The 13,573-nt window shown below is 36.2% G+C and carries 13 protein-coding genes and 2 pseudogenes; 12 read left to right on the top strand and 3 right to left on the bottom strand.

Annotated elements, in window-relative coordinates; genetic code table 11:
* Nucleotides 1-17: 17 nt before the first annotated feature.
* Entirely contained in the window at nucleotides 18-176 is a 159-nt protein-coding gene (locus ACEWFJ_RS21990) for a hypothetical protein (protein WP_020061179.1), read from the top strand.
* Nucleotides 177-396: 220 nt separating this feature from the next.
* Here ACEWFJ_RS21990 and ACEWFJ_RS21985 read toward each other — a convergent pair whose 3' ends face one another.
* Nucleotides 397-738, bottom strand: a complete 342-nt coding sequence (locus ACEWFJ_RS21985; RefSeq protein ID WP_098306847.1) for a DUF3969 family protein — start codon at nucleotides 736-738, stop codon at nucleotides 397-399.
* Between the two features lie 330 nt (nucleotides 739-1,068).
* The gene (gene glsA, locus ACEWFJ_RS21980) at nucleotides 1,069-1,998 is read right to left on the bottom strand and encodes a glutaminase A (protein ID WP_473689902.1); all 930 of its coding nucleotides are present in this window, start codon (nucleotides 1,996-1,998) and stop codon (nucleotides 1,069-1,071) included.
* Between the two features lie 345 nt (nucleotides 1,999-2,343).
* On the opposite strand from glsA, the gene nagE reads away from it, so the two are divergent.
* From nagE to ACEWFJ_RS21955, 5 genes are all read left to right on the top strand, one after another.
* Complete coding sequence (gene nagE, locus ACEWFJ_RS21975) at nucleotides 2,344-3,837, top strand: N-acetylglucosamine-specific PTS transporter subunit IIBC (protein WP_473689901.1); 1,494 nt, start codon at nucleotides 2,344-2,346, stop codon at nucleotides 3,835-3,837.
* Nucleotides 3,838-4,115: 278 nt separating this feature from the next.
* Nucleotides 4,116-5,279, top strand: coding sequence for a serine hydrolase domain-containing protein (locus ACEWFJ_RS21970; protein ID WP_473689900.1), 1,164 nt, complete (start codon nucleotides 4,116-4,118; stop codon nucleotides 5,277-5,279).
* A gap of 112 nt (nucleotides 5,280-5,391) precedes the next feature.
* The gene (locus ACEWFJ_RS21965; protein WP_473689899.1) at nucleotides 5,392-5,808 is read left to right on the top strand and encodes a hypothetical protein; all 417 of its coding nucleotides are present in this window, start codon (nucleotides 5,392-5,394) and stop codon (nucleotides 5,806-5,808) included.
* Between the two features lie 37 nt (nucleotides 5,809-5,845).
* Nucleotides 5,846-6,208, top strand: coding sequence for a hypothetical protein (locus ACEWFJ_RS21960; RefSeq protein WP_473689898.1), 363 nt, complete (start codon nucleotides 5,846-5,848; stop codon nucleotides 6,206-6,208).
* A 93-nt stretch (nucleotides 6,209-6,301) separates the two neighbouring features.
* Nucleotides 6,302-6,952 (top strand): DsbA family oxidoreductase, encoded by a 651-nt coding sequence (locus ACEWFJ_RS21955; RefSeq protein WP_440604219.1) that lies wholly within the window; start codon nucleotides 6,302-6,304, stop codon nucleotides 6,950-6,952.
* 77 nt (nucleotides 6,953-7,029) lie between these two features.
* On the opposite strand, the pseudogene pyk reads toward ACEWFJ_RS21955, so the two are convergent.
* A pseudogene (pyk, locus tag ACEWFJ_RS21950) lies at nucleotides 7,030-8,438 on the bottom strand (pyruvate kinase); the annotation flags it as partial.
* Between the two features lie 229 nt (nucleotides 8,439-8,667).
* Between pyk and ACEWFJ_RS21945 the strand changes: the two are divergent.
* From ACEWFJ_RS21945 to pflA, 6 genes and pseudogenes are all read left to right on the top strand, one after another.
* Complete coding sequence (locus tag ACEWFJ_RS21945; RefSeq protein WP_473689897.1) at nucleotides 8,668-9,069, top strand: DUF2642 domain-containing protein; 402 nt, start codon at nucleotides 8,668-8,670, stop codon at nucleotides 9,067-9,069.
* A gap of 17 nt (nucleotides 9,070-9,086) precedes the next feature.
* Nucleotides 9,087-9,281: a hypothetical protein gene (locus tag ACEWFJ_RS21940; protein WP_473689896.1), complete on the top strand. Its 195-nt coding sequence runs from the start codon at nucleotides 9,087-9,089 to the stop codon at nucleotides 9,279-9,281.
* 10 nt (nucleotides 9,282-9,291) lie between these two features.
* Complete coding sequence (locus ACEWFJ_RS21935) at nucleotides 9,292-9,435, top strand: hypothetical protein (RefSeq protein ID WP_176524532.1); 144 nt, start codon at nucleotides 9,292-9,294, stop codon at nucleotides 9,433-9,435.
* Nucleotides 9,417-10,093, top strand: a pseudogene (locus ACEWFJ_RS21930) (glycosyl transferase); the annotation flags it as partial. The gene ACEWFJ_RS21935 and the pseudogene ACEWFJ_RS21930, both read left to right, overlap by 19 nt.
* 339 nt (nucleotides 10,094-10,432) lie before the next feature.
* Nucleotides 10,433-12,682: a formate C-acetyltransferase gene (gene pflB, locus ACEWFJ_RS21925; protein WP_473689895.1), complete on the top strand. Its 2,250-nt coding sequence runs from the start codon at nucleotides 10,433-10,435 to the stop codon at nucleotides 12,680-12,682.
* Between the two features lie 64 nt (nucleotides 12,683-12,746).
* The gene (pflA, locus tag ACEWFJ_RS21920) at nucleotides 12,747-13,478 is read left to right on the top strand and encodes a pyruvate formate-lyase-activating protein (protein ID WP_473689894.1); all 732 of its coding nucleotides are present in this window, start codon (nucleotides 12,747-12,749) and stop codon (nucleotides 13,476-13,478) included.
* The last annotated feature ends 95 nt before the right edge of the window (nucleotides 13,479-13,573 follow it).

The following is a 13,573-nucleotide window of genomic DNA, read 5'->3' as shown; positions in this document are numbered from 1 at the left end:
AAGGAAGGGGTGTTAGTATGGGACGCGGTAAATCTTTTGATCATAAGAAAAAAGGACACGATCATCAACCTCCAAAGGGTGCTTACATTCATAAAGATGTAAATGAACATACGTTAGAAGAGGAAGAGCTACCAGTAAATATTGAAACATATAAAAATAGTTTAAAAAAACATTAAAAAGCACCCAAAGAGGTGCTTTTTTCCTGCTTTCATGTGAGAAGGAGCGCAGTATTTTACTGGAATTTTCACTTTATCCCGCATTAACGGGCAGTAAGACCCCACCTCAAGGTGCAAAGAGAAATAAGGAAGAGTAGGTGGGGGATAACTGCCCGTAAAAGCCCGATTGGTTCAACTAACCATCAGTGGGGGAAAAGCCCTCACTGATGGAATTTTCACTTTACCGAATATCTTCAATTAATTGCTCCGTTTCCTCATACATCTCATAGTCACTTAGCACTTGAATACAGCGCCATTTTAACTCTTCGATATTTTGTTCTAAATCTTCGGGGATTAAGTTTTGAATGTCTTCTAATTCAATGCCGAAATGAACAATTTCTAGTACTTTATCATCAATACTTCGGTCCATTAACAATTCCAGTACATCTAAATTAAATATGTATCGATAGGCTTCATCAAGGGAAACAACTTTTAATTTTAAACTTTCAACGATGCTTAATACAAAAAGAAGAATGGTTTTCTCAAGAACTGCCTGATCTTCTGTTTGAAGGATGAGTTTCATGGGCACCTCCCTTTTATCCCGCATTAACGGGCAGTAAGACCCTCACCTCAAGATGCAGAGAGAAACGCAGAAGATAGGTGGGGGACAACTGCCCGTAAAAGCTCGATTGGTTCAACTAACCATCAGTGGGGGATGAAGAAAATTCCCACTGATGGAAGTTTCACTTTATCCTGTTTGCTCGCCGGATACTTTCCATAAAATTTGATTAGTGTAAAGGTATTTCCTGCATGGAAGTTTCATATGATAAAACACTAGGTTGTACTATACTATTCGGAGGTGTATAGGAAATATGCAAAATTATACAGAAAAAAGCGCCATTTCAGACGCTTTTTAGAAAATACTCCAGCCTTCTTGTTCAGAAAGTAACTCTAATATTTTAAATCCAGCAAGGCTATTTCCGTTTTCATCTAGCGCAGGACCGAAAATACCAATACCCATTTCACCTTTTACACATCCAAAGATACCACCAGCTACACCGCTTTTTGCTGGAATGCCAACGCGAATTGCAAATTCTCCAGATTCGTTGTACATACCACACGTTACCATGAAGGTTTTACAAATTTTTGTAATGTATTTTGGGATAATTTGTTTGTTGCGATATGGGTCATAACCATCCATCGCAAAGATAAGTCCGATACGGGCTAAGTCGATGCAGTTTACTTCAATCGCACATTGGCGTGTATATAGATCCATTAATTCTTCAATATCACCATCGATAATATTGTTTTGCTTCATATAGTAGCAAAGAGAGCGGTTTAAATAAGCTGTTTCTAATTCAGAGATGGCAACTTTAGAAGAGTAGTTAATGGAAGGGTTATCTGTAATATCACGGACAAAGTGAAGAATGCGTTCCATTTTTTCTTCATTGGACTCTCCTGCAATCATACTTGTGATAGCTAATGCCCCAGCATTAATCATTGGATTTAATGGTTTAGAGGGACTTGTTGTTTCTAATTTAATAATAGAATTAAAAGGATCACCGGTGGGTTCCATGCCAACTTTAGAAAATACATACTCTTCACCGCGGTCAAAAAGAGCAAGTGCGAGTGTAATTACTTTTGAAATACTTTGAAGCGTAAAGAGTATCTGGGATTTTCCCGCATGAACGTAATGGTTTTCTTTATGGTAAAGTGCGATACCTAAATCATCGGGATTTGCATTTCCTAGCTCGGGAATATATGTTGCAAGCTTACCTTGTTTTGTAAAGGGCTGAACTTGATCTAATAACTGTTGTAAGTTGCTAGTCTCGATACACTGCATAATAAACCACTCCTATTATATTAGTTACTAAATTTAACTTTCCCGACAAGCGCGGAAATAAATAATAACATGAAAATGAGGAATGATAAAATGAAACTTCTATTCATGAGGGCGCTTCGTTATTTGTAAAAATGATAATTTTAATCAATTTGCTTTTTAGTGATTAGAATAAGGATGAATCTTACAAACAACTAGGGTTAAGGGAAATAAATCCATAAAAAAACCCGAAATAATAACTACACATCTATACAACTATATGTTATCATGATTATGTAATAGAAAGCGTTTTCTAAAACTTATTTACAAATGGTAACGTTTTCATATCTTTGAATAGGAGGAATTCAGATGTTGCAGTTTTTACAACGTATTGGTAAAGCATTAATGCTTCCAATTGCCGTATTGCCAGCAGCGGGGCTCTTGCTTCGTTTAGGGCAGCCTGACGTATTTAATATTCCTGTTATGGCACAAGCCGGTGCAGCAATCTTTGATAATTTAGCACTTATTTTTGCGATTGGTGTTGCAGTTGGCTTGTCTGTTGATGGTAGCGGTGCCGCAGCTCTTGCAGGTGCAATTGGCTATCTTGTTCTGAAAAATACAACTGATACTTTAAGTAAAGGGTATTCGGCGGCAGAATTACACGATAAATTAAACAGCGTTCAAGATTTAGTTAGTTCTGTTGATCCGTCTAAAGTAGCAGATACTTTAGGGAAGATTTCAAAGGCGGCAACGTTAGCACCGAAAATCAATATGGCGATTTTAGGTGGTATTATTGCAGGTGTGGTTGCAGGATTGTTATATAATAAATTTTATAAAATTAAATTACCAGAATGGTTAGGATTCTTTGCTGGTAAACGTTTTGTTCCAATTATTACAGCTGTAGTTATGCTTTTATTAGGTTTAGTATTTGGAGAAATTTGGCCAACGATTCAAAGTGGTATTGATGCAGTGGCACACGGTATCGTTAATCTAGGTGCGATTGGTGCAGGTCTTTTCGGGGTATTAAACCGTTTATTACTTCCAATTGGTTTACACCATGTAATGAACACATATTTCTGGTTTGTGCTTGGTGATTTTACAAATGCAGCAGGCGATATTGTTCATGGCGATATTGCTCGTTTCTTTGCGGGAGATCCAACTGCAGGTACGTTCATGACCGGCTTTTTCCCAATCATGATGTTTGGTTTACCAGCAGCATGTTTTGCGATGATTGCAGCAGCTAAACCAGAAAAACGTAAAGCAGTAGCGGGTATGTTAGGTGGTCTTGCTTTAACTTCATTCTTAACTGGTATTACAGAACCGATTGAATTCTCATTCATGTTCTTATCACCAGTATTATATGGTATTCATGCTGTATTAACAGGTATTTCTTTATTTGTTACAACACAACTCGGCATTCATGACGGTTTCTCATTTAGTGCCGGTGCAATTGATTACTTCTTAAACTTCGGTATTGCAACAAAACCGTTATTATTAGCAGGAATTGGTTTAATTTATGCAGCAATTTACTTCTTCGTGTTCTATTTCCTAATTAAGAAATTTAACTTAAAAACTCCAGGTCGTGAAGATGACGATGAGTTAGTAGAAGAAGGCGAGGCACCAGTTGCAGGGTCTATCGGTGAAACTTACGTAGCAGCATTAGGTGGAAAAGAAAACTTAATAATAATTGATAACTGTGCAACTCGCCTTCGTTTACAAGTAAAAGATGCAAACTTAGTAAATGAACCAGCATTAAAACGTGCCGGTGCAAAAGGTGTTATGAAACTAAGTGATACAAGTATACAAGTTATCGTTGGTACAAACGTTGAGTCTGTTGCTGATGATATGAAAAAACATGTATAAATAATGAAAAGAAATCCCTCATTGATAAAAATGAGGTTTTTTTATTCCGCTATCCGTGGACAGTAAGCCCCCTCAAGATTGTGAGGAATCCGAAGAAGATAGATGGGGGATGAAAAAAACCGCTGATGGAAGTTTCACCTCATTACGAATGTAACGACTATCTTGCATTTTAGATGCTCTTTTTTTATTTTTTGTGCATGGTGTTGGTAAACCACCCATTGCGTGATAAAGTAAGATGTAAAATGAGCAACTATGAGAAAAGGTAGGTTTTTATTGCTATGAACTCTCGCAGACCGATTATATATATAAAGCGAACGATTATTCTCAGTCTGTTATTCATCCTTGTATATTGGGGGTATACGAAAATTACCTCGAACAATAAAGAAAAGGAAACATTGCAAGCAGCGAAAGAAGCGAAAGAAGTGAAAGAAGTAAAGACAGAACCTGTAGAGAAACGTTCAGAAGAATTGGTAACTGAGCAATCTCCGCAAGAAATCAATAACAATGCTCAATTAGATGAGTATATAAAGAGTAAAAACTTCAGTGGTACAGCTGTTGTTGTAAAGAATGGAAAAGTTCTTTTGAATAAAGGATATGGACTTGCTAATCAAGGTGAAAAAATTTCTAATAATTCAGATACATCCTATTACATTGGATCAATTACGAAAGCTTTTGTCGCAACTTCTATTATGCAATTGAAAGAACAAAATAAATTAAACACGGAAGATACTGTGGCAAAATATATTCCTGACTTCCCAAGAGGCGGAGAAATTAAATTAGTACATCTTCTTACGCATACATCAGGTATTCCAGAGTATCCAGAGGGATCAGAGGACATCACACATGATGAACTGATTAGAAGAATAGGAAATCAAAAATTGGCATTCCCTCCCGGGTCGAAATGGAAATACTCCGATTCTAACTATTCTGTGCTTGCGTATATTGTAGAGAAAGTGAGTGGAGAATCTCTTGAGGATTATATTCAAAAGCATATATTTGAAGTAGCTGGTATGAAGCACTCCGGATTTGGTGACAAGTTTCAACAAGAAAGATATCCTTCTACTGGTTATAAAATTGTAGATAATAAGATGACAACACCAGCTTTACCAAGTATGTCACAATTATTTGGATGCGGTGATATATATATGACCGCATATGATTTATATTTATTTGATCAAGCTTTATTTACAGGAAAACTCATTTCAAATGAAAGTTATCATCAAATGTTTACAGCATTTAAAAAAGATTATGGTTTTGGTTGGTATGTGGACCCTGGTAGTTACTCAAATCATGGCGTTATGCCGGGATGGAATTGTTTAAATAGTTTTAGTAAAAATGGAAGTACGTATGTGGTTTTATTATCTAATATTCAAAATAACATTAAATCGTTTGGTGTATTAAGTAATGATATTTATACAATGACTCGGCATGTAGAAGGTTAGAAGGCTATCTTATGAGATAGCTTTTTTTATATACTTTCAGCTAGGAATTTATTTGGAAAAATAATTAAAAAATGAGATAATCATAATAAAATGTAAAAAAAAGGAGATAAAAATGGGGATCCATGAGCATCATGCACGGAATGGAAGAAGATTGTTTATTGTTTCTATTTTCATATTTGTTGTTGCTGTTATAGCGTTTATTCTCGATTATATTCGGACACCGTATTTTCAATGGAACAAGGATACTATGACTTTTGTAAGTATGATCATAATGGCCTTCTTTTTTATGATTTATAGTTTTGTAGAAAGAGAGAGGGCTAAGAAAATTGGAACATCAATTTGTATTGAAGGGAAGTCGCCGTTGCTGCATCAACATCGATTTGTTGTACGAAGGGAAGTATCTTTAATAAACATGGTTACATACTTTTCGATGGATGGAAATACGATGGGTGCTTTAAGAGAAGAATATGAAACAGAACTACAAAAGGTATGGAAAATTTTCGTATCCTTTTTTGAAATCATTGAATGAAAAGCGCTTTGTTTTGTACAACGAACTAGGAGAAGAGATGTTAATTGTAAGACAAAGAGCGGGAATGCACCTTTCTTATACGTTTCATGAATTGGCGGGAGATAAGATTTGCGAACTGAAACAGACATTGAATTTAAAAAAGCTGAAATGGCTTTTGCGATCTGAACATGATGAAGAAATTGGAGAAATTACTGGAGATTTGTATGCCAATATCCAAAAGGGAAACTGGAAAGATGGCAGCTATATTGAAATAAAAGAAGATGCGATTCCAGTAGAAGCAATTGAATATTTTTCTGCGAGCGGCGGTTCGTTCGTTAATTTATCAATTGTGGAACATTCAAAGTACGAGAAAGCTTTGTATTATGCGGTAGCCGCAATAGTAGCTTTGAAAAATCGTTAGATGTCTTCTTTTGAATGGAAACACTTTTTAGTTGACAGAAAATCCTTGTTGTAACTATAATTGTTACAATCAGAAAACAAAGGAGTAAAAATAATGACATTACAAATAAAAGTATATTCCGATTATGTTTGTCCATTTTGTTTTATTGGTGAACAACCATTACAAGAAGCAATTCAAGGCAAAGATGTAGAAGTAGAATGGATGCCATTTGAATTACGTCCATATCCAGCGGAACGTATTGATCCATGGAATGAACCAGACAAGTTAGGGATGTTCCAAAGTACAATTGCACCGTGGGCAGAGCAAATGGGTGTTGATATAAAATTACCTCGTTTGTCACCACATCCATATACACATACTGCATTTGAAGGATATCAATATGCGAAAGAAAATGGAAAAGGAAATGAATATCAGCACCGCGTGTTTACTGCATTTTTCCAAGAGGAACGGAATATAGGAGAAGTGGATGTACTTGTAGAAATCGCCGGAGAAGTAGGATTAAATCAAAATGAATTTCGTCAAGCACTAGAGAATGGTACGTATAAAGAAGCGCATCAAAAAGCTGTACATCATGCTTATTACGAACAAGGGGTACAAGCTGTGCCGACATTTGTTATTGGCGAGAGTGTAGTACAAGGTGTACGTAACAAAGAAGCATTAGAAGCTATAATCGAGCAGGAATTAAAAAAAGAAAAAGCAACATTTTCAAATGGCATGACATGTAATATAGAGGGTTGCGAGTGAAAAAGAGGCAGATGACGTAGTGCATCTGCCTCTTTTACTTTATTAGCGGGCTCACGGATGGAAGTTTTACTTTATTTTACAACTTCAATTTTCATCAGATTTGTCGTTCCACGTTCGTTAACAGGGACACCTGCTGTTACAATGACAATATCTTGCGTAGAGATCAGCTGTTGTTCTTTAGCGTTACATAATGCTTGTTCAATTACTTCATCTGTCGTTTGTTTTGGTGTAGTGAAAAATGGGTGTACGCCCCATACGAGTGCGAGTTGCTGCATAACAGATTGTTCAGATGTTGTTGCGATAATAGGAGTGTGCGGACGATATTTTGAAATCATTTGTGCTGTATAACCACTTTTGGTTGGTGTTAAAATTGCCTTTGCTTGTAAGGAATAAGCTGCTTGGACAGCAGCAGCACTGATTGTTTCTGTTATTTGTTTATGGTTATCATGAAGCAATTGCTTTTGACTTTGGAATAAAGAAGACTCCTCTACTTGCAGAGCGATTTTATTCATCATTTGTACGGCTTCTATTGGATATTCACCGGCAGCTGTTTCTCCTGAAAGCATAATCGCATCTGTGCCATCAAAGATTGCATTTGCTACGTCTGAAGCTTCTGCTCTTGTTGGTCTTGGGTTTCTTTGCATAGAATCCAGCATTTGCGTTGCTGTAATGACTGGTTTTCCGAGCAGATTACAGGTATGGATTAATTCTTTTTGGATAATCGGTACATATTCTGCTGGAATTTCAATGCCCATATCACCGCGGGCAACCATAATTCCATCCACAACTTCTACAATCTCTTTTATATTATCAATTCCTTCTTGATTTTCAATTTTTGCGATGACGCGAATATGTGAGGCATTATGCTTCGCTAATATGTCGCGTACTTCTAAAATATCAGCAGCTTTACGTACAAAGGAGATGGCGATGTAGTCAACATGTTGCTCTATTCCAAAAAGAATATCTTTTTTATCTTTTTCCGTAATACCAGGTAGGCGGATTTTTACATTCGGTACGTTCACACCTTTATGATCTTTAATTATCCCGCCATGTATAACTTTTGTTTGTAACTCACCATTTGCCTTTTCTATTACTTCTAGCTCTAATAATCCATCATCAAGTAATAGATGAGATCCTACTTCTACATCATCGTATAGACCTTCGTATGTGACGGAAAACTGTTTAGATGTTCCGAGTACTTTTTTCATTGAAACGGTAACAGTCGTACCTTCAAGCAGTTCTGCCTGTCCTCCTTCAAATTCATCGGTTCGAATTTTTGGTCCTTTAATATCTTGTAAGAGTGCAATATTTTTTTAGCTGCCGCTGCGGCTTTTCGTATTGTATTGATACGCGCTTGATGTTCTTCGTGTGTTCCGTGAGAAAAATTTAACCGAGACACATTCATTCCAGATTCTAGTAAAGAAAGTAATGTTTCGTATTGTTCACTTGCAGGTCCAATTGTGCAAACGATTTTTGTTTTTCGCATATAAAATTCCTCCTTTTTTAACCCACATATTAGCGGACAATAAATCCTCCTATTGTTGGAAGTTTCACTTTATTATGTTGGCAATTGTATGTGTACTTCATGTATAGGTATGTGATTTGTTTTATAGAAAATGTGTAGTTTATTTAGCACCAAAAGTGTTATTTCTGTATACGCTGATAAGTGTGAACAAGTTGTCCATATAACAAAATGTATATAGGGGGAAAGTCTAGTGTCTCTATTTAAAGATTATTGGCGTAAGTTTGCACATGTTGTCGATAGACAATTAGATTGCTTTTTATATAAGAAATTTATCCCTGTTATGGAAGAAAAAATATTTTCACCGCGGTTTGCACGGTATATAGAAATTTATACAAAAAAAGGTGTTGCAGAATACATTAAATCTCAGGAATTTCAAAACATTATTTGTTTTATTTTAAAAGAATGTAATGCTTCTCCATTTAAAGAAATTGCAGAACAATTGTTAGGAAAAGAGGTCGAAATTACTGTAACTGTTGGAGGTTTAACAGGTATCATTGCGCAAGTAGGAGATGACTTTTTAACATTACAAGAATTAACTGGAGCAACTATTTTATTACCATTTTCAAGTATTATTTCAATTCGTGAGGTATAGAGAAAGGGGGAAATAAAATGTCGTTTATTGATGCATTACGGTCTCATGTGGGACAACTTGCTCAAGTTGTAACTGTTAGAGAAATTGTAACAGGGAGTATTTTATCTGTAACAGATGGAGTAATTGTCATACGAACAGCTCCGTCCTATGGTCCACTAGAAGATGTTATTGTAAGAATTCCAGTTGTTTCATATGTTCGATTGTATAGTTAGGAGGAATAACATGCGCGTATCTGTTGTGATTCCAACACATAATGAAGCACAAACGATAGGTGGTGTGTTGGAAGAAGTAAAAAAGTACAACCTTATGAAATTATTGTTGTTGCGAATGGAGCGGATAAAGAGACTGTTCAAAACGAAGAAATGACGATTGCATCGGTTATTCAAGAAACACGTAAAATTGAGCCACTTGAAATTATCGTTGCTGTTAATGGATTAAATGATAAGACAGCGACAATTGCAAAGTAATGCGGGGCTACAACTATTATTTATGAAGAAACGCTTGGAAATGATGTGGGACGTTCTATAGGGGAGGGGATATCTTGCTATTTATTGATGGGGATTTTGCAATACCTGCAAAGGATTTATATCCTTTTGCAAAAGCGATTGCGGACGGACAAGACGTGGCGTTGAATGATTTAAATTATTATTTAGATTTACGAGCACCGTTACATCTTGTTACGGCACTAAAATATGCTTTAAACTTGGCTTGTAGCCGAAAAGATTTAGGTGTAGGTTCGCTGGTAGCCGTACCAAATGCATTTAGTAAGGTTTGTTTAGAATATATCGGATTTGATGCTTTCTTATTTCCATGTGTGGCACAGGTGAAGGCGATATTAGCAGGATTCTCTACCTCTTGTGGATTTAGACTAAATGAATCGAAGTCGGCCGAGTGAACATTTTGCAGTGGAGGGGCATGCCCCAGCTGTATTGAGGATTACATAGAGGGGATGTCATGTGTGATAGTAGAACTTGGCATTCGAGGTGGTTTTCATGATGGAGGACGTAAGAGAGAAACAGAATAAAAAAAGGTGTGCTAAAACAGGTACACCTTTTTTTATTCTGTTTTAAAAATACTATAACAGAATAGGAAGGAAGAGTATTACAGTTTAAAATGGATATGACTCTTATACCGCAGAAAAGGATTCTTTTATTAGAATACCCAAAAAAGAAATTAGTAAAAGGGGTTAATTCAATAAAGATTCCAATAACGTTTTCACTATGTCTATAGGAGTTTGCTCACTGTTTCACAAACATGTCACAACTTTAACGTTCATTTTTTCAAAAAAGTAGTATGCTAAGCACATAAGCTGTTATACAAAAAATCTTAGTCCTGTACTAATCAAAAAATGGAGGAGATTAGGATGACTCAAGTATTAGAAAATGTAAAAAACGCATGGGAAAGCTTTAAAGGTGAAAAGTGGAAAGCAGAGATTGATGTTCGCAATTTCATTTTAAATAATATAAACGTTTACCAGGGGGATGAATCCTTCTTAGCTGGAGCAACAGAAGCGACGAAACAACTTTGGGATCAAGTAATGGATTTAACAAAACAAGAACGTGACAATGGCGGAGTCCTTGACATGGATACGAAAATTGTTTCTTCTATTACATCACATGACCCAGGATATTTAAATAAAGATATTGAAAAAGTAGTTGGTGTCCAAACTGACAAGCCATTTAAGCGTTCATTACAACCATACGGTGGTATTCGTATGGCAGAGCAAGCTTGTGAATCTTATGGATATGAAATGGACAAAGAACTAAGCCGTATTTTCAGAGACTGGCGTAAAACGCATAACCAAGGTGTATTCGATGCTTATACTCCTGAAATGAGAGCAGCTCGTAAATCAGGCGTTATTACAGGTCTTCCAGATGCATATGGACGTGGGCGTATTATTGGTGATTATCGCCGCGTTGCATTGTACGGTGTAGATCGTTTAATCGAAGCGAAAAAAGTAGATTTGGATTTAACGGGCGGTGTAATGAGCGAAGATACAATGCGTTTACGCGAAGAATTATCTGAGCAAATTCGTGCACTTCAAGAATTAAAACAAATGGCAGCTTCTCACGGCTTTGATATTTCTAAGCCAGCAACAAATGCACAAGAAGCATTCCAATGGTTATATTTCGCTTATCTTGCAGCAATTAAAGAACAAAACGGTGCAGCAATGAGTCTTGGCCGTACGTCTACTTTCTTAGATATCTTTATTGAAAGAGATTTAGTAAACGGTACATTGACAGAAGAAGCGGCACAAGAAATTGTCGATCACTTTATTATGAAATTACGTCTTGTGAAATTTGCAAGAACACCTGATTATAATGAATTATTCTCTGGTGATCCAACTTGGGTAACAGAATCTATCGGTGGTATTGCACTTGATGGTCGTCCATTAGTAACGAAAAACTCATTCCGTTTCTTGCATACATTAGACAACTTAGGACCAGCTCCAGAACCAAACTTAACAGTTCTTTGGTCTAAACAATTACCAGAGAACTTTAAAAACTACTGTGCAAAAATGTCTATTAAAACATCTGCAATTCAATATGAAAATGATGACATTATGCGCCCAGAGTATGGCGATGATTACGGTATTGCTTGTTGTGTGTCTGCAATGAGAATCGGTAAGCAAATGCAGTTCTTCGGAGCTCGTGCAAACTTAGCTAAGACACTATTATATGCAATTAATGGCGGTAAAGATGAAAAATCAAAAGAACAAATTGGACCTGAATTTGCACCTATCACTTCTGAAGTATTAGATTACGAAGAAGTAATGCGTAAATTTGATATGACAATGGAATGGCTAGCAGGTTTATATTTAAATACATTAAATGTAATTCACTATATGCATGATAAATATAGCTATGAACGCATTGAAATGGCACTTCATGATACAGAGATTCTTCGTACAATGGCAACAGGTATTGCTGGATTATCTGTAGTAGCTGACTCTTTAAGTGCAATTAAATATGCGAAAGTAAAACCAATTCGTGATGAAAACGGAGTTGCAGTTGACTTTGAAATTGAAGGCGAGTTCCCTAAATACGGTAACAATGATGATCGTGTAGATGAAATTGCAGTCAATCTTGTAAAAACATTTATGAACAAACTTCGTAAACATAAAACATACCGTAATTCTGTTCATACAATGTCAATCTTAACGATTACTTCTAACGTTGTATACGGTAAGAAAACTGGTAATACTCCAGATGGTCGTCGTACTGGAGAACCATTTGCACCAGGGGCAAACCCAATGCATGGTCGTGATACAAAAGGTGCACTAGCATCATTATTATCTGTTGCGAAATTACCATATGAAGATGCACAAGATGGTATTTCTAATACATTCTCAATTATTCCAAAAGCACTTGGAAAAGAAGATGATGTACAAGTTCGCAACTTAGTATCTATGCTTGATGGATATGCAGTAAAAGAAGGACATCACTTAAATATTAACGTATTTAACCGTGAAACATTAATGGATGCAATGGAACATCCTGAAAAATATCCACAATTAACAATTCGTGTATCTGGTTATGCGGTTAACTTCATTAAATTAACTCGTGAACAACAAATTGACGTTATTAACCGTACAATGCACGAAAGTATGTAAGTAAAAGCTTTCCCTCTGTTCTCATGAAGACAGAGGGAGGCTGTTTCAATAGAGGGGAAGCAACATGGTAAAAGGAAGAATACATTCTGTAGAGTCTTGTGGTACTGTTGATGGCCCAGGAATTCGTTATGTCATATTTACACAAGGGTGTTTATTACGCTGTCAATATTGTCATAATGCGGATACGTGGGAGATTGGTAAAGGGAAAGAAATAACAGTTGAAGAAGTGATGCAGGATGTTACATGTTACCTTCCTTTTATAGAAGCTTCTGGCGGTGGTATTACAGTAAGTGGCGGCGAGCCTTTACTGCAGTTAGATTTTTTGATTGAGTTGTTTAAGAAATGTAAAGAGATCGGGATTCATACGACAATTGATTCTTCTGGAGGGTGCTATTCTGAAGATGAAGAATTCCAAAGAAAATTAGATATTTTGATGGAATATACAGATTTGGTATTACTTGACTTGAAACATATTGATTCGAAGAAACATCGCAAATTAACAGGAAAACCGAACGAACATATTTTACAATTTGCTCGTTATTTATCAGATAAAAAGAAATCAATTTGGGTGCGTCATGTACTTGTACCTGGAATTACAGACGGTACAGAGGACTTAGAAAATTTGGCAGCCTTTATCCAAAGTCTTGATAACGTACAAAAGGTAGAAGTCTTACCATATCATAAGTTAGGCGTTTATAAATGGGAGGCGTTAGGTCATAAATATCCTCTTGAAGGAGTAGAGCCTCCAACGGAAGAAAGCATTCAAAAAGCAAAGTATATTTTAGCAGCAGTCTAATCCAATTGTGGATTAGACTTTTTGCTTTCTGTTGACAAATAGTAGAGCAAAAATAAGGAAAAGAGTATACTAAGATTACATAATGTCTATTTTTG

This window comes from Bacillus sp. EA-CB0995 (assembly GCF_055814245.1).
This window is presented reverse-complemented; position numbering and strand designations above follow the sequence as displayed.

Coding starts and splice junctions, on each gene's coding strand:
- ACEWFJ_RS21990 (WP_020061179.1), top strand. CDS start 18: ATGGGACGCGGTAAATCTTTTGATCATAAGAAAAAAGGACACGATCAT.
- ACEWFJ_RS21985 (WP_098306847.1), bottom strand. CDS start 738: ATGAAACTCATCCTTCAAACAGAAGATCAGGCAGTTCTTGAGAAAACC.
- glsA (WP_473689902.1), bottom strand. CDS start 1,998: ATGCAGTGTATCGAGACTAGCAACTTACAACAGTTATTAGATCAAGTT.
- nagE (WP_473689901.1), top strand. CDS start 2,344: ATGTTGCAGTTTTTACAACGTATTGGTAAAGCATTAATGCTTCCAATT.
- ACEWFJ_RS21970 (WP_473689900.1), top strand. CDS start 4,116: ATGAACTCTCGCAGACCGATTATATATATAAAGCGAACGATTATTCTC.
- ACEWFJ_RS21965 (WP_473689899.1), top strand. CDS start 5,392: ATGGGGATCCATGAGCATCATGCACGGAATGGAAGAAGATTGTTTATT.
- ACEWFJ_RS21960 (WP_473689898.1), top strand. CDS start 5,846: ATGTTAATTGTAAGACAAAGAGCGGGAATGCACCTTTCTTATACGTTT.
- ACEWFJ_RS21955 (WP_440604219.1), top strand. CDS start 6,302: ATGACATTACAAATAAAAGTATATTCCGATTATGTTTGTCCATTTTGT.
- ACEWFJ_RS21940 (WP_473689896.1), top strand. CDS start 9,087: ATGTCGTTTATTGATGCATTACGGTCTCATGTGGGACAACTTGCTCAA.
- ACEWFJ_RS21935 (WP_176524532.1), top strand. CDS start 9,292: ATGCGCGTATCTGTTGTGATTCCAACACATAATGAAGCACAAACGATA.
- pflB (WP_473689895.1), top strand. CDS start 10,433: ATGACTCAAGTATTAGAAAATGTAAAAAACGCATGGGAAAGCTTTAAA.
- pflA (WP_473689894.1), top strand. CDS start 12,747: ATGGTAAAAGGAAGAATACATTCTGTAGAGTCTTGTGGTACTGTTGAT.